This is a genomic window from Escherichia sp. 10290, from assembly GCF_030295155.1.
Taxonomy (GTDB): Bacteria; Pseudomonadota; Gammaproteobacteria; order Enterobacterales; family Enterobacteriaceae; genus Escherichia; species Escherichia coli_F.
This window is the reverse complement of the sequence record NZ_AP025743.1, coordinates 101,868-123,362: the sequence shown is the minus strand read 5'-3', so window position 1 is coordinate 123,362 and position 21,495 is coordinate 101,868. Positions and strand designations below refer to the sequence as shown.

The 21,495-nt window shown below is 50.9% G+C and carries 21 protein-coding genes and 1 pseudogene; 20 read left to right on the top strand and 2 right to left on the bottom strand.

The features are described 5' to 3' along the window. The first annotated feature begins 837 nt into the window (after positions 1–837). From QUE74_RS29305 to pilV, 16 genes are all read left to right on the top strand, one after another. Entirely contained in the window at positions 838–1,344 is a 507-nt protein-coding gene (locus QUE74_RS29305) for a transcription termination/antitermination NusG family protein (RefSeq protein ID WP_001317510.1), read from the top strand. A gap of 140 nt (positions 1,345–1,484) precedes the next feature. Next, entirely contained in the window at positions 1,485–2,150 is a 666-nt protein-coding gene (locus QUE74_RS29300; protein ID WP_000154143.1) for a hypothetical protein, read from the top strand. 272 nt (positions 2,151–2,422) lie between these two features. After that, a complete protein-coding gene (locus QUE74_RS29295) occupies positions 2,423–3,037 on the top strand; it encodes an OB-fold-containig protein (RefSeq protein ID WP_024174019.1) in 615 nt (204 codons plus the stop codon). A 26-nt stretch (positions 3,038–3,063) separates the two neighbouring features. Continuing rightward, positions 3,064–4,758 (top strand): flotillin family protein, encoded by a 1,695-nt coding sequence (locus tag QUE74_RS29290; RefSeq protein ID WP_000482663.1) that lies wholly within the window; start codon positions 3,064–3,066, stop codon positions 4,756–4,758. Between the two features lie 439 nt (positions 4,759–5,197). After that, positions 5,198–5,533, top strand: coding sequence for a hypothetical protein (locus QUE74_RS29280; protein WP_024174020.1), 336 nt, complete (start codon positions 5,198–5,200; stop codon positions 5,531–5,533). Between the two features lie 156 nt (positions 5,534–5,689). Continuing rightward, complete coding sequence (locus tag QUE74_RS29275; protein ID WP_001170192.1) at positions 5,690–6,760, top strand: toxin co-regulated pilus biosynthesis Q family protein; 1,071 nt, start codon at positions 5,690–5,692, stop codon at positions 6,758–6,760. 4 nt (positions 6,761–6,764) lie between these two features. Next, positions 6,765–7,202, top strand: a complete 438-nt coding sequence (gene pilM / locus QUE74_RS29270) for a type IV pilus biogenesis protein PilM (RefSeq protein WP_000539685.1) — start codon at positions 6,765–6,767, stop codon at positions 7,200–7,202. Between the two features lie 30 nt (positions 7,203–7,232). Then, a complete protein-coding gene (gene pilN / locus QUE74_RS29265) occupies positions 7,233–8,852 on the top strand; it encodes a PilN family type IVB pilus formation outer membrane protein (RefSeq protein ID WP_001034998.1) in 1,620 nt (539 codons plus the stop codon). A gap of 20 nt (positions 8,853–8,872) precedes the next feature. Further along, positions 8,873–10,168 carry a type 4b pilus protein PilO2 gene (gene pilO2 / locus QUE74_RS29260; RefSeq protein ID WP_000129889.1) on the top strand — a complete coding sequence of 432 codons (1,296 nt, stop codon included), beginning with the start codon at positions 8,873–8,875 and terminating at the stop codon, positions 10,166–10,168. Beyond that, positions 10,158–10,610 carry a type IV pilus biogenesis protein PilP gene (gene pilP, locus QUE74_RS29255; protein WP_001112926.1) on the top strand — a complete coding sequence of 151 codons (453 nt, stop codon included), beginning with the start codon at positions 10,158–10,160 and terminating at the stop codon, positions 10,608–10,610. The genes pilO2 and pilP overlap by 11 nt, the downstream gene beginning before the upstream one ends. An 84-nt stretch (positions 10,611–10,694) precedes the next feature. Further along, entirely contained in the window at positions 10,695–12,203 is a 1,509-nt protein-coding gene (locus QUE74_RS29250; RefSeq protein ID WP_000886638.1) for a GspE/PulE family protein, read from the top strand. 1 nt (position 12,204) lies between these two features. Beyond that, positions 12,205–13,305: a type II secretion system F family protein gene (locus tag QUE74_RS29245; RefSeq protein WP_000670135.1), complete on the top strand. Its 1,101-nt coding sequence runs from the start codon at positions 12,205–12,207 to the stop codon at positions 13,303–13,305. A 73-nt stretch (positions 13,306–13,378) separates the two neighbouring features. Next, positions 13,379–13,915: a type 4 pilus major pilin gene (locus tag QUE74_RS29240; protein WP_001011156.1), complete on the top strand. Its 537-nt coding sequence runs from the start codon at positions 13,379–13,381 to the stop codon at positions 13,913–13,915. A 53-nt stretch (positions 13,916–13,968) separates the two neighbouring features. Continuing rightward, the gene (locus tag QUE74_RS29235; protein ID WP_000870986.1) at positions 13,969–14,442 is read left to right on the top strand and encodes a lytic transglycosylase domain-containing protein; all 474 of its coding nucleotides are present in this window, start codon (positions 13,969–13,971) and stop codon (positions 14,440–14,442) included. An 18-nt stretch (positions 14,443–14,460) separates the two neighbouring features. After that, positions 14,461–15,096 carry a prepilin peptidase gene (locus QUE74_RS29230; protein WP_000478596.1) on the top strand — a complete coding sequence of 212 codons (636 nt, stop codon included), beginning with the start codon at positions 14,461–14,463 and terminating at the stop codon, positions 15,094–15,096. 4 nt (positions 15,097–15,100) lie between these two features. Next, positions 15,101–16,339 (top strand): shufflon system plasmid conjugative transfer pilus tip adhesin PilV, encoded by a 1,239-nt coding sequence (pilV, locus tag QUE74_RS29225; protein WP_032072136.1) that lies wholly within the window; start codon positions 15,101–15,103, stop codon positions 16,337–16,339. A 287-nt stretch (positions 16,340–16,626) separates the two neighbouring features. Here the strand turns inward: pilV and QUE74_RS29220 are convergent. Further along, positions 16,627–17,028 (bottom strand): annotated as a pseudogene (locus QUE74_RS29220) (phage tail protein); the annotation flags it as partial. A gap of 51 nt (positions 17,029–17,079) precedes the next feature. On the opposite strand from QUE74_RS29220, the gene QUE74_RS29215 reads away from it, so the two are divergent. Continuing rightward, entirely contained in the window at positions 17,080–18,249 is a 1,170-nt protein-coding gene (locus QUE74_RS29215) for a site-specific integrase (RefSeq protein WP_000486835.1), read from the top strand. 41 nt (positions 18,250–18,290) lie between these two features. Beyond that, a complete protein-coding gene (locus tag QUE74_RS29210) occupies positions 18,291–18,581 on the top strand; it encodes a hypothetical protein (protein ID WP_000681898.1) in 291 nt (96 codons plus the stop codon). 91 nt (positions 18,582–18,672) lie between these two features. Here QUE74_RS29210 and QUE74_RS29205 read toward each other — a convergent pair whose 3' ends face one another. After that, entirely contained in the window at positions 18,673–18,993 is a 321-nt protein-coding gene (locus QUE74_RS29205; protein WP_000695052.1) for a hypothetical protein, read from the bottom strand. Positions 18,994–19,252: 259 nt separating this feature from the next. Here QUE74_RS29205 and QUE74_RS29200 point away from each other — a divergent pair, with 259 nt between their 5' ends. Next, positions 19,253–20,074: a hypothetical protein gene (locus QUE74_RS29200; protein ID WP_000804090.1), complete on the top strand. Its 822-nt coding sequence runs from the start codon at positions 19,253–19,255 to the stop codon at positions 20,072–20,074. An 89-nt stretch (positions 20,075–20,163) separates the two neighbouring features. Then, positions 20,164–21,366 (top strand): conjugal transfer protein TraF, encoded by a 1,203-nt coding sequence (locus tag QUE74_RS29195; RefSeq protein WP_000980151.1) that lies wholly within the window; start codon positions 20,164–20,166, stop codon positions 21,364–21,366. Positions 21,367–21,495: the final 129 nt, after the last annotated feature.

Below are 21,495 nucleotides of genomic sequence, written 5' to 3'. Positions count from 1 at the left end.
AAGCTGTCGCTTATGGCGGAAACAGAATGCCGTGCGTTAATACACTGCGAAGGGTTGAATCTCTGACACGGTTTCATATATACTTATCCCGTATTCTGTGAGGCCCCCATAATCTTCTGTGCGTTCCGCCAAGTTCGACAGGAAGATTATGGGGGTTTTCCTTTATGGCCTTCTGAAACTTTTTTCAGCCTTCCGGCCCCGGCAAACTGCCGTCGTTTCTGCCATACATCCTGAATGCCTTATGGCGCATTCTGCCGTTTTCTGGCTTTCCGGACCGCGAGGATCCCAAAAGCCACTGAATAACGATCCGCAATATACCCCTTTTCCACCGCTTTGAAAAGCCGACACGATTTCTCTGATTTACCAGGCCTCTCATTAACCACCTAAAAAACGTCGTTTTTTTGAACTATGTCAAAAAAATAGACAATTCCACAAACGATCTTTTATGCTGTGTTTTTCATCATTTTTAGTAGAAGAGATCGCCTAAAATTTTTAAACGATCTAATCCTCCAGACACCGCACACAAATCAGCATAATATGCTGCTTTATCAAATATAACGATCTATTTAACTGCTTATCTTCACTCTTGCCACAGATACATCCTTATGTAATATATTTGCCAGCCATTAATCCTGTTTGCAGGAGTTGTCGGTTTTCGCCCGCCTCGAAACCGTCCACAAGGCTTACAAGAGTGCGTAAATCATGTGCCTGTCAGAACTGCAGGCCGGGCTGAACGAGGGTCAGCCGCTGTTTCCGACACATGCTTTATGTATTCGCCGTTCACAACAACATCGAAGCCCCTCTGCGGGGATCGATTTTCGCGGAGCGTTCCGGATTTTGAATATCAGTGAATTACATCAACGCAACTGGTATCTGGCTCAGTACATCCCTGCCGGCAAAAACCGCGAACATCTCTTTTCCTGGCTTTCCGAACAACACGTCCTTCCCTGGACACCCCTGATACTGAAAAAGGTCCGCCGCACGGATAAAGTCTGTGGTTACCGTCGACATATACACGCCGTGTTTCCCGGTTACTTTTTCCTGAAAGCAGACCCCGAACGCCACAGCTTCACTCACCTTCGCCGTCACAGTGCCTTTCTGGACTTCGTGAAAATGGCCGGTGAAATCAAAACCGTCAGGGAGGATATCGTTCAGTCTTTGATGAAAGTGTACCCGGATCCTGCGCTCAATCCGGCAGCCAGGGAGGAGCTGGATGCTGCCTCCACCCTCTGGCTGACAAAAGCGCGTTACCAGTACCTCCTCCGGCTTGATGCACAGCCTCTGCCGGAGTCGAGGATCGCCCTGCTCCTGCACCTGGTATCTGATGACGGAGCGTTGACATGAAAATTGCTGTCTTAATTTGACGACTTTTCCCGGCCTTTATGGCCGGGATTTTTTTCCCTTCTGTTTCCACAATGCCCGGCACCGGTGACACCTGAGGGTGTACGGAGAGCGGCTGTCGGGCATTTTTTCAGGACGCCTTTATGACCATTCTATCCCAGGAAAACCCTGTCATTCTGTTACTGGAGAATATGCTCGAAGCACTCTCCACCGCCCCGGACAACATAAACAACGAACGGCGTCGCCGGCGTTACCTGCTGAACTGGCTTGACACTGCCCGTCAGATGCGCGAGTTCAGAGGAATGGCTGAAGAGTTCACTACCCTGCGAAAACTGCTGGCCACCAATTCAGACATACCGGTAGCAAACACCCTGAAATCACTGCTGGAAAGTGGCAATAACGCAGCATTATACGACCTGTACCGCTTCCGCTCGGCTCTTTCCGCGTGCAGAAGTCTGGGATGGCAGATTGGCACGTGCGCATGGAACGACCAGCTGCTGAGTGAGACACTTTCCCGTGCGCAAACAGGTAAACGTCATATCCTGCAGCTGAACAGTACCAGAGACACCTTTTCCACCACGGGCAGAATGCTCAGACCGGTGGCATTTTCATTAATTCATCCGGCATCCCTCGAATCTTCAGAAGTGGAAGAGATATTCCGGGATGAAGGTTTTATACTCGCGCACGGACGCGAATGCAGCCTGAACGGCAGCGGCAGAAACATGCTGTCACGCATTCTTCATGTGGGGCATTCAGGTTTACCGAAAGCCGAATGGGGCATAGATCACAGCAATCACCTGTTACACTGAAATACCGGGACAGCCACAACGGCAGCCACTCTCCGCTGACTTTTTTTCGCAAATCGCGGTTTGCTGATGTGGATGTCCCATTTTTTATTATCCGTCCTCTCCGGTTGTCATAAAGCGCATTCCGGCGTGAGGCTTCTGTTGTTATCATCCCCTCCTGCAGACATCCCCTTGTCTTCTGATGACTGACGATATGCTTCTTCTGACAATTAAAGAAGCGGAAGCTTCACGCCATAATGTTGTTTGACTGACCTGCCACAGGAGGAAAAATGACACTGACGTTACTTACCGCGTATAACGCACCCTATCTGGCAGCCCTGACTTTTGTTCTGCTTACTGGTATCGCTGAACTTATCGCCCTGCTCTGCGGACACTCCCTCTCTTCAGCTATGGATACACCTGATTTACCGGAGGGGCTGACAGGAGAGGCGCTGGACTGGCTGAACATCGGACGGATCCCCCTGCTGATCGTCCTCTGTATGCTGGCAGGTTTTTTTGGTATATCCGGCATTCTCCTGCAGGGTCTTATTATTCATCTGCTGCAGGCTCCAGCCCCGAACATTCTCCTTGCACCACTTTGCCTGCTGCTGACATGTCCTCTCGTACACCGCACCGGCAGACTGATTGCCCCCTGGTTACCCCGTGATGAAACAACGGCGCTCACCGAGGAGGCTTTCATCGGGTGTATGGCCACCATCACCGGTTATCACGCAGTGGCGGGTTCCCCCTGTGAAGGTCGCTTCACAGACCGCTTTGGGCAGGTTCATTACCTGTTGCTGGAGCCGGAGGCCGGGAAAGAATTCAGACGAGGAGACAAAGTGATTATTGTCTGCCGTCTTTCCGGTTCCCGCTGGCTGGGCGAACTGAATCCCTGGCCGGATGTTCTTTAATCCCGACATATACAGAGGTTCTCACTATGTTTAATCTTCCGGGATGGTTGTTTACCGTTATTGCGCTGGTCCTCACCCTGTTCGTTATCGGGCTGATATTTGCCCGCCTGTACCGTCGGGCATCGGCAGAGCAGGCCTTTGTCCGCACAGGTCTGGGAGGCCAAAAAGTGGTAATGAGTGGCGGCGCAATTGTTATGCCCATTTTTCACGAAACAATTCCCGTCAACATGAACACCCTGAAGCTGGAAGTCAGTCGTGCAGCGGCTGAAAGTCTCATTACCCGCGACCGCATGCGTGTTGATGTTGCCGTTGCCTTTTTTCTTCGGGTAAAACCATCAGCCGAAGGAATATCCACTGCAGCCCAGACGCTGGGACAACGCACGCTCACACCTGAAGATCTGCGTAGTCTGGTCGAGGATAAATTTGTTGATGCCCTGCGGGCCACGGCGGCCAGAATGAGCATGCAGGATTTACAGGATGCCCGCGAGAACTTTGTTCAGGGTGTGCAGAACACCGTTGCGGAAGACTTATCCAAAAACGGTCTGGAGCTTGAAAGTGTGTCGCTGACAAGTTTCAACCAGACTGCACGGGAACATTTTAATCCTGACAATGCCTTTGATGCTGAAGGCCTGACCCTTCTGACCCAGGAAACAGAACGTCGTCGCCGCGAACGTAACGAAGTTGAGCAGGATGTTGAAGTGGCCATCAGGGAAAAAAACCGGGATGCACTCTCCCGACGTCTGGAGATTGAACAGCAGGAAGCCTTCATGACTCTGGAGCAACAACAACGGGTAAAAACCCGTACGGCAGAGCAGAGTGCCAGTATTGCTGCTATTGAAGCTGAACGACGTCGTGAAGCAGAATCCGCGCGAATTCTGGCTGAACGTAAGATAGAGGAAGCCGAAATCGAACGACAGCAGATAGTGCGTACCCGCCAGGTCGAAGCCGAACGGGAAGTAGCCATACGGGAAATTGAGCAACAGCAGGCAACCGAAATCGCCAGCCAGGCCAGAGCCATTGCCGTGGCGGCAAAATCGGAAGAGCAGTCACAGGCAGAAGCCCGGGCAAGTAAAGCACTGGCTGAAGCCGTACAGGCCCAGCAGGATGTGGAAACCACCCGCCAGACTGCGGAGGCCGACCGTACCAAACAGGTTGCCCTGATTGCTGCTGCTCAGGAAGCTGAAACGAAGGCGGTTGAACTGACGGTTCGCGCCCAGGCTGAAAAAGAAGCAGCCGAACTCCAGGCAGCAGCAATTATTGAACTGGCGGAGGCCACCCGTCAGAAAGGTCTGGCAGAAGCGGAAGCACAGCGCGCACTGAACGATGCCATTAACGTGCTTTCGGATGAGCAGACCAGCCTTCGGTTCCGTCTTGCTCTGCTGGATGCATTACCTGCCGTCATAGAGAAGTCCACAGAACCAATGAAATCCATTGACGGCATTAAAATCATTCAGGTGGATGGCCTGAATGGCGGTGTTACCCGCGGTAAAACAGCAACAACCGACATAAGTGGCGGAAATCTCGCTGAACAGGCGGTAACCGCCGCTCTGGCTTACCGAACACAGGCTCCGCTCATCGACTCCCTGCTGAAGGAGGTGGGGTTATCCGGTGAAGGACTTACAGCCCTGACACGTCCACTGGTCATGCCTGCCCCGGAAAAGGTTCCGGATGTCAGCGAACCGGTAACCGCTCCGGATAACTCAGAACCACAACAGGTTTAATCCCCGTGCCGGAATTTTTCCGGCATCTTTTTCACAAAGAATGCCCTCACGGGATATTCTGGTTTAAAAGAGGATTGAAAATGTCCGCAGAAAAATTCAGAGTTGTCATATACACCAATACATGTGAAAAGAAAGTCAGTTATATTCCTGCAACAGAAGATATAAACATCGCTATAATGCCATTTCAGACGGCAGACAATGGCTTAATTATTGTGTGTCAGAACTCCCGTATAATACGACGCAAAGAGCGTATACCCGGAAGCAGCTGTGAATGGAAAGATGTGACATTAGCACCAAAATCCAGAAACCGCGTTCAGTTATAGCCTGACAGCCTGCTTTTTATCCCTCAGAAAAGGGGGATAAAAATTAAATATTTCACAACCGAGATATTTTTCAGGAATGCAGATTATTTTATGTTATGACCAACAGAGAAACAGGCATGAGAACAATCACAACGCGTGAACAATTATTAATTAATGGGAGAGTCCACGAAAGAATCGCCACACATATAGTTACAGGAGCTCATGGGTATGAAACGCTTTGCACAAATGGCTATAACGTCAGATACAACAAGGCGCAGCAACTGGTTGAAAGCTGCGAAAAAATAGCTGAAGGCAAACTACCTGTTACCTGTCCTGTCTGTTTCGCCATATGGCAGGATGTACACAGGTTCACCCACGTTGACTTTGACACACAATCGGGGAAAAGTGATTTTATTGATACCTGCCATTCGGAGATCATAACCGGAAATGTTTCAATAACAGGCAAGAAATAAAATAATGCTCCCGTTCTAAAATGCAATTCACTCTTATAATCCCCCCACGAACATGAACGTTCATTATCAATAACCCGATGAAATGATATTCATCTGAAGGCCAGTTACCCGCCACCTGTCTTATACCGTAACCCGTAATATACCGGATTTTATTCTATGCAAAAAAAATCACTTACACTCCTTCTGCCGTCATTACTCAGCGGCTGTACGGCATTTAATGCCACGCCTGTTCCTGACACCACACCTCCGGCTCTGGTGTTCGTCGACGGACAAATTCGCGAAAGCGCTGCCATTATCGCCCATACGCAAAAACGTCTGCTTCCGCCACCGGTGACCCGCCCTGTGACGCCGCCCCGCCCGACAACAACAGCGACGCCCACAACCGCAGTCAGCAGCCAGAGTACCGCACTGCCTCCCCGCCCGCTCCTTCAGGCCACACAGCTGCCCGCACTGGTTATGACCGGTAAACCCGGTCAGTCATCCGTCGTTTATTTACGTGAGGCACGTCAGCGCTCCGTCAGTGACTGGATACGCCAGTTGCTGCCACCCGGCTGGCAGTTCCGGCAACAGAACGCTGCCATACCGGCACTGAACAAACGCCTCCCCGTCTGGTCCGTTAATGACCAGTGGCACCGGGCACTGAATACTCTGCTGACCGGGCAGCAACTGTACGGACATATGGACTGGAACAGGAAAATACTGACTGTCACGACCACTGCAGCACCGCCTGTTGACCTCACGGCACCGCAGGGTTCACAGAAAACAGCGGACACACCACGTAATCCGTTCAGGAGCACAACCGGAACAGCGGCAGACCAGGCACAGGTACCACCTGCCGTCAGCGCTTCCCGGGTTCAGAGCACAACAGGGACATCCGGTACATCTGCGCCCCGCACAACCACGCCAGCCCCAGTGGTCACGAAACCGGTAGCGCCACCACCACAGAAGGTCACACCGCCACGGCAGTGGAAAATGGAAAAAGGGACCACGCTGAAGGACGGACTGGCCCGCTGGACGTCGTCCGAAAAATGCCCCCACGGCACCTGGACGCTGCGCTGGGAAACGCCCGTTAACTACAGTATCGATGCCCCTCTGGTTTTCACCGGCAGTTTCCGCCAGGCGCTGGAACAGCTCTTCGCACTCTACACCCCGGTGGAAAAACCGCTGTATGCCCGGACCAGCACTGCACAATGTCTGCTGCGGGTGACAGATCGTCCACAGGAATAACCTTATGGGCTGGTTCATCGTGTTCATCATGGTCATCACGACCACAGGCAATTTCTGGTTCACCAGTCAGCTCTCCCGCAGCGAACACCGTCATCAGGCCGCAGAAAACACACAACAGGCAGCAACGTTCATTCGTTATATGAACGCCATCAATGATTACCTGCATCAGCATCCGGAACGACGGACAGCCGGAGGGCGGCTGACATCCGCTCAGCTCGGGATTCCCGGGACGGATACCGTCAGTCATATCATCAGCCAGCAACGTGTTTTTGTCTGGGCTACAGAAACCCCGGGCCTGATGGCCGCGCTCAGGGAACAGAGTAATGACTCTGCTCTGCTCGGCAGGGTGGAAAACGGCCGACTGCTGGACACAGCCGGCAGAGCGCTTTCCGTCACACTTCCGTCAGTGATCCCCGATCACGTCATCCTCTGGATGAATTAGTCACGAATCTGAATAAATCACGGATCTCCCATGAATAAAAAAATTCTTGCCATTATGATTGCCGCCGCTCTGTTACAGGGCTGTGCCAGTTACAGACAGCTTGAGAGCACAAGAAAGGAAGCCGTTGCGGAACAACAACGGGCACGGGAAATGATGTCTGATCTGCGAACCCGGACGCCGGTTGTTAAGGAATCCTCACGACAATGGATCAATCCCCGTCCGGTCATGGATAAAAACACCGGCAAAACCGTTCCCGGTTGTCCCATTGTCATTCATACCCGTCAGAGCATCACCCTTCAGCAGGTGGTTCAGCGGATCACGGAAAGCTGCCATATTCCGGTACGGATCACACCTGATGTACTGACATACCTGAATACATCCACAACCGGCAGCACACAACAAATCCAGGGCGCATTACCCCCACCGGATGCGAGCGGCATGGTTCCCCTTGCCGCCATTGGCGCATCTGACACGCCACCATCCCGTCTGCCGGGAAATACCGCAGCACTGTCTGAACTGAATGCCTCCGGCCTGACGACCCTGCTGAATGCGGTCTCCTCCCGTCTCGGTATATCCTGGCGCTATGACGGCTCGCATATCATCTTCTATTATCTCGAGACACAGACCTTCCCCATCACCTATATGGACAGTCAGGTGGCCTATAACGCCACTGTGGTCAGCGGCACCATGTCCTCAAACGGCTCATCAGGAGGCAGTGCATCAGATGCCATTTCCGGTGATGCCAGCAATACCCAGACCACCACCGTGGATATGAAGTCTGCGCTGTATCAGGATGTGAAAAATGCGGTCACATCAATGCTGACCCCGGGTATCGGACGCATGTTCATGTCCACGGGCTTTATCACCGTCACAGATAATCCACAGGTTCTGGAAACGGTCCGGGCATTCATTGAAAAACGCAATGAAGAGATGAAACGTCAGGTGGTGCTGAATGTGGAAATTCTGAGTATCCGGAAAACCCGCAATGAGCAGGCCGGTATCGACTGGAACGCAGTCTTCAGCGACAGAACGCTGGGACTGAGTCTCGGCAGCACATTCACCAGTGCAGCCAGTGATGCCATCACAGGTGGTGTTTCCATTGTGGACGGTAAACTCACCGGTTCAAAAGCCTTCCTGAAAGCATTGTCTTCCCAGGGGGATGTCAGTGTGGTGACCCAGAACTCTGCCGTCACCAAAAACCTGACGCCGGTGCCAATGCAGATCGCCAATCAGCAAAGTTACATCGAGAGTGTGACGACGGATACCACAGCCAATGTCGGCTCATCCACCTCTCTGAATGCGGCCACCATCACCACCGGTTTTAACATGACCCTTCTGCCGTTCATTCTCCCGGACTCACAGACACTGCAGTTGCTCTATTCCATGAGTCTCTCCGACAAACCGGTTATTGAGAATTATGAGAGCGGTGGAAGTAAAGCCCAGCTGCCGAATGTGGATCTGAAAACCATCAATCAGACCGTGGATCTGAAATCCGGGCAGACGGTCATTATCAGTGGCTTCCAGCAGTCAGGACGTCGCAGCGGAAAACAGGGTGTAGGTACGCCGGGATTCTTCGGTCTTGGCGGTGGGATCAACAGTGAAAACGACGACACCATTCTCGTGGTGCTGATCACGCCCAATATCATCTGATTTGCACAAGGAGGACGATCGTGACGGATATTTCACCGACAGGGCGGCAGGTGTTTCCGCTGACGGCAGGGCGCAATGTGTTTCTGGCCGGTCTGGAATGGAAAACACTGCCCTCACAGTACCGGCATGCCCGCGACTTTGCCCGGGCACAGAAAGCCGACCTTTTCCTGGCCTGTCAGTATCTCAGTAATGAAGATGCCGATACCCACACCATGGTAGCCACTGTCAGTCGCCGCATACTGCCCGGAAAACCCCGTCAGTGCTTCTCCCTCGCCCTGCTGATCCTGCCACTGCTTGAACATGGCGGCTATGCCATCACGGAACTGACGTTACCCGGAGAAACACCGCGCTATAGCTTTGTTTCCGTTGTCGACGGTGTTCTCGTCAGTGACCTGGTGGGAAGCGGGGAAGAGGTTCGGGAAGCCCGGGATACCTTTCTTTCCATCAACACCGAACCAACTCAGGGCTGGATACACTATGCACCGGCGGCATTTTCAGCAGGCGATCAGAATCAGCACCTGCCGCTGGCCTCCCTGACTGGCTCTGGTAAACATCCAGCTGCCGCACGCCTGAATCCGGTATCCCGGGGACCGCAGTTCATCACTGTCTCTCTGATCATCGCCCTTCTCGGCACTGCATGGTACGGCTGGCAGTATTATGAACGCTGGCAGACAGAAAAAGCCGCGCAGGCAGCGGTTGCCCGACAGGCCACAGAGGAACGAATCACTCCCCCCTGGCCCGGACTCCCTGAAACAGACGCGTTCATCCGGGGATGTGCTGATATATGGACTTCACTGCCACTGTCTGCTGCCGGATGGCGTTATTCGCTGGCAGAATGCTCGACTGACGGTGGCAGCGGCAATCTTCGCGCATCGTACACCAATACTGCGGGCGCGACAGTGACTGACTTCATCCGGCGCATCAGTGATATGACAGACAGCCGACCGTTTATTGTGATGCCGGAAGGAAAGACCGGCGGCATTGGCCTGCCGGTCACCTTCCGGCTGTCTGAAAACGCCGTCACAGTTGATGCACTACCGGAAACCGCTGTCCTGCAGGAACGACTGACCTCGCTGGCTCAGTCAATGCAACTGAAACTGGACTGGCAGGAAGTTAATAACAGCCTCACTGATGAGAACGGACAGATCATTCAGCCCCCATGGAAAGAGTATGACCTTCAGATGCAGACCACACTCCCTGCACACCATCTGGCTGAACGCCTGAAAGAGCCTTCTGTCCGTTTTATCTCTGTCACACGGCAACTGGAGAACGGTCGTTTCCACTATCAATTTACAGGTAAATATTATGCCCGATAAAGCCAAAACCCTTCTGTTTTCAGTCCTGCTGTTACCGGCCACGGCAATGGCCACAACCGGAAATGCAGAGCAACAGAACACACAGCAAATAAGGATTGAACAGATACAGGAAGAGACAGCCCTGTATGAAGCTATGCTGGCGAGAGAGAAGATCCGCCATGAACTGCGAACACTTGAGCAGGGCGTTCCCGCAGAGGCCGGACGTCAGCAGGAAAGCATTTCCGCAGTTACAACAAATGTACAGGCATTACCATCCCCCCGCCTGACAGCAATATTCGGTGTTCATCCTCAGCTGACTGCCCGGATAGAACTTCCGGGGGGAAGCATCTCCGATGTGAAGGCGGGCCAGAACATCCCCGGAACCACTTATCACGTGGAAAAAATCACGCCGGACAGTGTGGTGCTGGAACAGTCTGGCACCAGAAAAACCCTGCGACCATGAGACCGGCCGCCGTAACTGGCGGCTGTCAAAAATAAAAGGATGAAAGACATATTTTCCGGGCACCGCTGCCCGTAAGGAGGCTTTATGCTGGATCCAGCAGACCTGCCGCCGGATGACATTCTGGATTATGTGGCCATCGACACCGATAACGCCGGACAACTGCGGATCAGGGTTGTTGAGGGAAAAAAACATCTGCGTGCCGTCCAGGAATATCTGACCCGCCTTCGCGCACGCTATCAGGGGCGTGTGGGAGACTTTGAGTTCACCACGCTGGATGTGATAGCCCGCCTCAGACAGGACGCCACAACGACAGGCGATGAAAACGCTATTAACCCGATACAGCAGAAAATGCTCGGCTATATCCGCCATTCTGCCTCCCTTGGTGCCTCCGACCTTCATATGACGCCAGGGCGGGACAACACAGACTTCACCTATGTGGAAGCCCGGGTTCATGGCGAACTGGAAGTGCTCGATATCCTCCGGAAAGAAGAAGGTCTGGAATTACTGGGGGCTACCTATTCCGGCATGACGGATGTCATCAAGGGCACACAATTTGATCCCGGGGTTCCACAGGACGCACGTCTCTCTGAACAGTACCTGAAACTGGCTGGCCTGTTTGGCGCACGCTACTCCCACTACCCCTGCGTGGGAGGCCTCTATGCTGTTCTCCGTCTGATCAAGGATGACAGCCAGCAAATCCCGACCTTCAGTATGCTGGGTTATCACCCGGATCAGGAGTGCACCCTGCGCCGTATCCTGCAACGCCCTGAAGGCATTATCACCCTCTCTGGCCCCACCGGCTCGGGAAAATCCACCACGCTGAGAACCGCCTCTGCGGCATACCTTGAACAATACGGCTTCAACAACACCGGCGGTATTCTTCTGCCACGGCGCAGGTTGTTCACGATTGAATCCCCGCCGGAAGGCCGTATCCCCGGAGCAATTCAGACAGCCGTTATGGATACCACCCGGGGCTGGGTGGACTCCATCAAGTCAGCACTGCGTCTTGATCCTGACAGCATCCTGAACGGTGAAATCCGCGATCACGATTCCGCCATTACGGCAATAAAAGCCGCCATGACCGGGCATCTGATGCTGACCACCATCCATGCGAACGACCCGATTAACATCCTCGAACGCCTTGAGATGGAGGGTGTTCAGGCCAGGATGATTGCAGACCCGCAGTTGTTCATCGGACTGCTCAGTCAGCGTCTGGTTCAGCTGATATGTCCCCACTGTCGTCATCCATGGAATGACGTAGCATCCAGTCGTACAAAGGATGAGCGACATCTGGTGGAAACCTTCTGTAATGCTGATGCGGTATATCTGAGAAACCATGAAGGCTGTCCACACTGCTGGCGTGGTGTCACAGGGCGTACAGTGATTGCAGAAGTCATCTCTCCTGACGCCAGATTTTTTCAGTTATACCGGGAAAAAGGCCGTATCGAAGCCAAAACCTACTGGCACAGGGAACTGGGCGGAATGACGCGTAATCAGCATCTGCTGGGAAAAATCAACAGCGGACTGGTTGACCCTCTGGCGGCCCATTACATCTCTCCCATTGATGAGGACAGCTATACGCTGCTGCGCTGATATGAAATTTCTGGAAAAACTCAACAGTACTGAACTGGATCTGTCTGCCCTGAACAGCTGGACAGCCAGAAAAACCTTCGGTCTTAAGCGTGCCGAGTTCTATGAGTCCCTCGGCGGAATGATACGTGACGGAACGCCGTCACTGCGCGCCCTGGAGTTTATCTGTAATGTCGAAACTGACTTTGGCACCCGAAAAGGAACATCCGGCATGTACTTTCTGGCCAGAGAATGTATTGCCTCCCTGAAAGCCAGCGGTATGCTGTCGGGGGCCCTGCCCACATGGGTTCCCCCGGAAGAAGCGGCACTGATCAGGAACGGTGAAGAACGCGGGAACATCGCCGAAGCCCTGTTCCAGGTCGCAAAAACCATGAAAGCACGGCGGGAAATGGTGAGCAGTCTCATCACACTCTGTCTTTATCCCCTTCTGCTGCTTTCACTCTGTGTGGAGAATATGTACAACGCACATACCCGCCTCATCCCCATTGTCAGCGCTTTTGCACCGGAGGAGAAATGGTCATTCCAGATGAAAGTCCTTGCAGCCATGTCAGAGCTTGTCATCGGCTATGGTCTGTGGATCAGTGGTGCCATCATCACGCTTGTCATCATCATCCGCTTCTCACTCAGTCGCTATACCGGCCCGGGACGCAGGCTTCTTGACAAACTGCCACCATGGTCGCTCTATCAGACTTTTCATGGTGTGAATTATCTGTTCAGCATATCGTCAATGCTGCAGATAAATATTCCGCTTTCACAGGCGCTGCTCAGAATTGAAAAAAGTGCAGAGCATAATAAATGGTTAAAGGAGAGAATTCAGGCAATAAGAAAAAATGTATTATCCGGTCAGAATCTGGCCACCGCCATGCGCAATTCTGACTATGATTTTCCTTCAAAAATATGCATCAATAAACTTCTCTTAAATTCTGAAAGGGAAGACAGCGTATCTGCAATGAATACCTATGCCGGACAGTGGCTGGAAGATGCAAAAAATAGCGTCAGAAAAAGTGGATTAATTATCACCGGTATTTCAGGAGGTTTTGTATTCTTTTTTATTCTTAACATGATTAGCGCGATATACAGTATCAGCGATATGCTCAAGCAATAATACCTGCCGTCACACTAAAACGCCCTTCAATATACTTTCATTAACGTAATAACCATTAATACAGGAGTCATATATGAACTTCAGAGCACGTCTGTCTTCTTATTTTTCTTTAAAAAAAGATAAAGAAGATGATAAAGGTTTAACATTATTAGAAATTGCCGGCGCAATGATTATCATCGCAATAGTTGTCGCGCTCGCGATGAGCCAGATGTCCAGCACAATGGCCTCCAGTGACAACCAGCGCGAACTGAAAAACCTGCAGACAATTGCAACCAAAATGAAGCAATACAAGTTCCAGGGAAGATATACCGGAACGGATTATATCAAAACCCTGACGGAAAGCGGTGCATTGCCTGCTGATATGATTGCAGGAGGCAACAAAGCCAAAAACGCATGGGGTGGTGATGTCACGATTGCTGCCACAGCAGACAAATATGGCTACATTATCACCAGTAATAATGTTCCTAAAACAAACTGTGTTGAGCTGATTAACAGCCTGCGCAGTTCGTCCATATTTACCAAAATTATGAACACAGCCCCGAACACGGTGGATCCCGTTACCGTCTGCAGTAGCGATAAAAACAATATCAAGCTGGAAACCAACAGCTAATGCCCTGCCACACAGCACTCCCTCCGGGGTGCTGTTTCCCGGAGCACATAATCATGAAATGGTTTTATCTCTCATCTCTTTTCTTATTCTGTCTCCCGGCGACTGCCGCCGTAAACAGTAACACACTGGATAGCTGCTTTATTCAGGCAGGAAAACGTTACTCCATCGATCCCGGACTACTGAAAGTAATTGCCCGTAAAGAAAGCAGCCTGAATCCCCGGGCCATCAATCATAACAGAAATGCCAGCGGAAAAATTATCAGCACAGATTATGGCCTGATGCAGATTAATTCCACACATATTCCCGGACTGAAAAGAATGGGAATTATCCGAAGTGAAAATGAACTGCTCAGTAATGTTTGCCTGAATATACAGACAGGTGCATGGATCCTTGCCCGGCATTTTCAGCAGTGTGGTGTGAACTGGGAGTGTCTCGGTAGCTACAACGCCGGATTTAATAAAAATAACACTCACCGCAGAATGAAATATGCCCGGCTGATTTATGCCGCATATATGCAGGGACGTTAATAACGGAGAATACGAGCCATGTTCCTCATCATCTTACTCGTGATCTCCGCTACGCTGACCATACAGTTACTTGCCATCAGAGTGGCCGGACATTATCTCATGCAGGTGCATACCCTCCGGCTTCCACGTCACCTCTCCCTGCTCTGTGTTGTTCTGGCACTCACCGCCACCATTACGCACATCATCCGGGGGACAGACATTACCGGACTTTGCTTTCTGTTGCTGATGGCAGGCTGCATGACACTGATGACACTAACTGACGCAACCTCCTGCCGTCTTCCCCGTCCCTTCACCCTCACATTCCTGATGCTGGGTGTGGCGTTTCGTTTATGGCAGGGCGATGCTGCTATTGCGCTTGCCTGTGCTCTGTTCTGGTTTCTCCTGTTATATCTCCTGAGGCGCTACACCTCATACCGCAAGGGAGTGGAGACGCTGGGACTGGGGGACGTGTTTCTGATTGCAGGTGTGGCCATGTGGTCATCTGCCAACAGCACTCCGTGGATCATCGGTATTGCCGCCACCGGCACCATGGTCTGTATGTCGCTGTTCCCGCGCAGTAATACAGGGGCCGCTATCCCATTTGGTCCGTTTATCTGTGCATCACTGTACATTTTCACTTTTTTTCCTGGTGCCATTTTTCACACCGGAGGGTAACACCATGCAAAAAGACGACGATAAAGGTTTTGTTCTGTTTGAAATTCTGGCCGGACTGATTGTGATCGGTATCGCCACACCAATGATTTATTCAGAAATTGAAAACTGGCTGAATGAGCAGCTTTACCAGAGTGCTGCATATCATGCAGATGCCTACAATACCGCAGCCAGAAACTATATTGCCGACAACAATGCCCGTCTGCATAGCGGCAGCCTTCCGGCAAATTTCACGGCTGATGATCTGATTCGTCAGGGATATCTGAAACAGGGGTTTAACCATTCTCCGTTTGGTCAGAGTTATATCACCGGTATCCGCCGTAACCAGACCACCGGGCGTCTGGAAGCCCTGACCTGCTCAACTGGAGGGCAGACAATCAAAGAAGAAGGGCTGCGTAGTGTGGCGGGTCAGTTGCCGGGGCTGGGTGGATTTATCAGCAAAAACGGAACGGCAACAGGCGCATTCGGAGCCTGGACAGATAAACCGGGAGACTACGGACTTACCTGTTCGACAGGTCACATCGCCGTCGTCATGAGCGGTGATGACCTGCAGGAAAGTGACCGTCTCTACCGTTTTCAGGTAGCAGGTCGTCCTGAACTGAATCAGATGCATACTGCAATAAATATGGGCGGGAATAACATAAACAACACCGGCAATATCAATGGTCAGAGTGCCACACTGAAAGGTGATATTACGAGTGAAGACGGCTGGCTAATCACCAGAAACAATAAGGGATGGATGAATATCACACATGGTGGTGGATTCACCATGACGGACAGCCAGTGGATACGCGCGGTTAATGGCAAAGGCATCACAACCACCGGGGAAATCAAAGGGGGGAAAGTCAGTGGTGGTACAGTCCGGTCTGACGGTCGTCTTTCAACCGGGGAGTATTTACAGCTTGATAAAACAGCTACGGCAGGCACAAAGTGTTCACCGGACGGACTTGTAGGCCGCACCAGTACAGGGGCCATACTTTCGTGCCAATCCGGTGTCTGGCGGTCAACTGAAATTAAATTCACAACGCAGACCTATAACATCGGAAAAAATATTCGTAATTTCAGACTTGGTGTCCATGCATATTGTGCATGGACGTATCTTAATGGTTCTCCTTTCGGTGGTTTTCAGCAGGTTTATTCCGATAAAAATAATGTCTGGTATGTCAATAATTATGCGTGGGGTAATTATGAGTCAGGTGGAACGATATCTGTTACGTGTCTCAATATACCTGGGGCCGGTATTTAATTAAGCGTCAGGCAGTAGCCAGCGTGCCAATCCGGTGTCTGGAAGAATAATATCAGCGATGCACTGGTTTTTGATTATTCGGCCTGTTATGACGCAGAAGAAGACTCCAGAAAACCGGTTTATGCGAACTGGGGTAGTGGCTCAAACGGCTTTGCCGTCTGTGACGGCAAAGCAGGCTATGGTGCGGCAGGATTCAGAGCGTACAGAGGTAAACCGGGGTATTCGGGAAGCATGGTCTGGGTCAAAATACGTTGCTGTAAGTTAAAAGTTAATACGCCTTAAATGCATCAGCTTGCTTTGACGATGTAGTTAAAGGCAATGTTTTTGGGGCGCATTTCCGTTGTGCTTCCCTGGGCCCAGTAAGGCATACCGCTGTGATGCCCTTTCAGCCATCCCCCACGCTCATGATAGACACCGGATTGATCGGCCTGATAACTCAGGAGATGTCTGTTCCGATCTCCATCCAGCCCACGTCCGTTGTCCCAGCCACGGATAAAAACACCGCGCAAATCCGGCAGCTTACACCCGGGATAAGCACGGGCAAGCTGAGGATACCGGGAACATGAAAATGACTGCCCGTTCATCACCAGGTAGCCTTGTGGAGGGGTGGCTGATGGCCACGGTATAGGGCTTCCGACAGGGTAGGATTCAAAACCTGCCCACATACCGGATTGGCACGAAAGTATTGCATTTCTGTATCCAGCCTCCTACCTTCCCCGTTTTTATCGTGGAAGGCAGATATGTTTCAAAAAAACAAAACTCGCAAAATGTCCCTCAGCCGGGCACTGGACAAATACCTGAAGACTGTTTCCGTCCATAAAAAAGGTCATCTGCAGGAGTTTTATCGCGTCAATGTGATTAAACGTCACCCTATGGCCGATCGCTATATGGATGAAATCACTACCATTGATATCGCCAGTTACCGGGATCAGCGTTTAGCTCAAATTAACCCACGAACAGGGCGTCAAATCACCGGAAATACCGTCCGTCTTGAACTTGCCCTTTTATCATCATTATTCAATATCGCCCGTGTGGAATGGGGAACATGCCGTATGAATCCTGTTGAACTGGTCCGAAAACCGAAAATCAGTAATGGCCGCGACCGCCGACTGACTTCTGGTGAAGAACGCCGCCTTTCCCGCTATTTCAGGGACAAAAATCCGCAGCTCTACGTTATCTTCCATCTGGCTCTGGAAACAGCAATGCGCCAGGGAGAAATTCTCTCATTACGCTGGGAACACCTCGATTTGCAGCACGGCGTGGCGCATCTTCCTGAAACGAAAAATGGCTCACCACGCGATGTCCCACTCTCCCGGAAAGCACGTAACTACCTGCAAATTCTGCCACAACAGATAAACGGCAATGTGTTCAGTTACACCTCGTCCGGTTTCAAAAGCGCCTGGCGTACCACTCTTCTGGATCTGAAAATAGAAAATCTGCATTTTCACGATCTCCGCCATGAGGCCATCAGCCGTTTGTTCGAGCTCGGCACACTGAACGTTATGGAGATTGCAGCCATTTCCGGTCACCGCTCCCTGAACATGTTGAAACGGTACACACATCTCCGGGCATATCACCTGGTCAGTAAACTCGATGCAAGGCGTAAACAGACCAGCAAAATTTCCCCTTATTTTGTTCCCTACCCTGCAACTGTCAGAAACAGAAACGGAGTGTTCATTGTGACACTGCACGATTTCGACCTTGAAAGCCGTGCTGAAACCCGGGAACTGGCAATATCTCACGCCAGCGTATTGTTGCTGCGCGCACTGGCCCAGGCTGCTCAGCGGGGTGAACGCGTCCCCACACCAGGCGAGCTACCCGCAAACATTGATGAACGGGTCATGATTTGTCCGTTAACAAACAGCCAGTTCATGACAAAAGCGAACAGTATTTTCATATCCTCCTCCTGAACAAATAATTTTTGTTCAAAATTAACGCTATGAGACCCTTTATGAAACACTTATCCTCCCGTGCAGCCACTGCGGATAATAATCGTATCGTAACAATTGAAGACGTTTACACAATCGCATTCTCGCAACCAATTCACACCGAATCAGCGTTGGGGCAAAGGTGGATGTTGATCCATACTGGTGAATATGAAAGTGCCAGCGATGCAAAACGCTTCCTTGATACGCTCGTCACCGGGCACTGTGCTTGCATGGTAACACCATCACCTGTTCTGGATCATGACACCTGGCTGCGTATCCGCCTGCTGATGGGCGAGATAAGGGATGCCAAATAAACATTCATGGCCCCAACACATAAAAATAACGCCGGGGACTCTGGCAGAGGTACCATTCTTTTTACATAGAGCCAATATATAAACAACTTTTCTATGATAATATCTTTATCATGTTATAAATAATTGCCCCCTCAGCAGAAAGGGCCCAAATAGAAAAAGCAAAAATCCTTATAAAAATATTCTTTACAAGCGTTCCTATATACAAACAAACTATATAAACCAGCCAGAACAGAATGACTGCAAAAGAAACACACACGGCCCCCATAAAAATAAATGTCATCGAATCCCATGGTTTCACCAGTACAACCGGAACCATGGCTGCCAGAACAATAAGAGCAGCATTACCCAACAGCGTCTCTCGAATAATATCCCTTATAATCTCCAGTTTTTCTTTATGCTGTTTAATTTTCATACGAACCTCGTTGATTTCATCCCGAAAAGGAAAAGATTATATAACGAAATACTTTCAATCTCCTGACTCCGTCTGCTCTGCAGCATAATGCCAGACCAGCGGCATGCTAAATCACGTCCTGTCCGAATCCTTTTCATTCACGCTTAAAACAGAGTTAAAAGCACTCTTGAAACACACTCGATCATAACGATCGAAATAACTCGTTTCCGTTCAGTAAACACGCTCTTTAGACTTAACATATGAACCGCACGGAGGTGAAATGAAACCCAACAGCACAGGCATTGCTGCCCGCATGATGCTCTCCATTGACAGGGCCCGGATTAGCGAAGCTCTGCTCAATAACCGCCAGTTGCAGTCCACTCCCCTGCAGATCCGTTATCCGCAGGGCGTCAGAGAAGCACTCGGAATAATGAGCGAGCAACTCTCCCTTTCTGTATCCGACCTGACGCGTATCCTGGTCGAAGATGCATTAACTGAAATGTTTCTCCCGGCTGAAAACATCGTTCACCGTCTTATCTGCCGGACAGAACACATCATGCAGGCACATGATGTCTGCGTAACAACGATGACAACGTTACTGGCTCCCTGGAATATCCGTCCTGCCGTTTTCCGTGACCCGGACAAACTCGCAGATTATCTGACAGGAGAGATTCTGACGGCTCTGGCTGACTGGTTTTATCTCAACCCGGAATGGCTGAACGGCAGGGTACGTTATCCTTTAAGCCGTGCCGGTGAGTGGCCAGCAACACAGGATGCGTTCTGCCAGCTTATTTCAGCCAGCGATAATGTGGATATTATTCTCTGGCACAGTTTTCCTTTTGCCGGTGTTCATTCACAGGAATATTGCGGTGTACTGTTCCGCAAGAAAAAAGAAATTAATAAAGCCATCATTTATCCTGTACTTTCTTTATCACCTGTAAGAATGAATAAGGAAAAAGAAAACTGGTTTCACACTGCCCGCAATTTATATGCAAAGACATCCGTCCGGACCGTAACGCTTCGTCCGGCACAGGCAGAATATCTGATGACAGGAAAAATATTACCTGCTGAGTTATTCAGTATACCGTTATTACCCTGGTAATAACGCAGAGAAAAAACCAATAAATTTTTAATGGCACAGTCGTGTCATACCGTTGCTGTACCCAAAACACCTCAAACCAGGAAACTGAAATGATGATGAATATGCACATTACCCGAACTCTCATCGCATCTGCTGTTTTATTTTCCTTTAATTCAACAGCCGCAACTTCATATTTTGAAGCCCGCAATGATGCAATGGGGGGAACCGGGGTAGCCTCCTCTCACTACGGTGTGGCACCTCTGGCAAACCCGGCCCTGCTGACAAAAGCCGGTCCGGAAGATGACTTCAGTCTTCTGCTTCCGTCCGTTGGTGGGCAATTGTCCGATCCGGGTAATATCAGTGACAACGCAGACAAAATCAGTGATGACTGGAAAGCCTTTGATCGTGCCATCGACAGTCAGAGCAACGTGTCGCAGACTGCTGCACGTCTGAAGACGCGACTTCAGGACTTCCGTCACACACATGCTGACGCACAGGTGGGAACATCTGCTGTGGCGACTCTTCCCGGTGACACCCTCGCTGCCGCTCTGATGCTGAAAAGCTACGGTACGATCAGTGTCGACGGTAAAGTCAGTGATGCCGACCTGAACTATCTGGAAAGCATTGCAAACAGTAACGGTCAGGATGTGGATAAAGACAGACTGACCTCTCAGGCTTTTGCCCGTGCCGCACTGGTCACCGATGTGGGTATTGCTCTGGCTACTGAACTGGAAACGGCCGGACAAAAGTGGTCTCTGGGCTTCACACCAAAATTCCAGCGTGTTGACCTGTTTAACTACAACGTGCTGGTTAAAAATTACGACAGCAGCGCTTTCAAAGGCGACCGTTACCACAACACCAGAAACGGCATTAACGCTGATATCGGGGCCAGCATGGACCTGGATGACAACTGGACACTGGGTCTGGTCGCACAGAACCTGCTCCCCCGCAGTATTGAGACAAAGGAAGTGAACGGTGTCACAGAAACTTTCAGGATCCGCCCGCAGGTGACTGCCGGTGTCTCCTGGCACAACGACATGTTCACTACAGCACTGGATGTTGACCTGACCCCGGCCAGTGGCTTCACATCAGACAGTAAACGTCAGTTTGCTGCCATTGGTGCTGAATTTAATGCCTGGAAATGGGCACAGTTACGTGCAGGCTACCGCCAGAATCTGGCCAGCAATGATGGCAGTGCGTTCACCGCCGGGCTGGGTATCTCACCATTTGATGTCGTCCATATTGATGTGGCGGGTATAGCAGGCACAGACAACAACTACGGTGCCGTTGCACAACTGCAGTTCACATTCTGATCATCTCTGCCCCGGTACTGACCGGGGTATCCAGACCTGCATCCTCGCGTTTTCCGACCATCAAACGACACAGCCAGACCTGTAGTGCTGCCTCTGATCTGGCTGTTATCTGACATATCATTTTCGCAT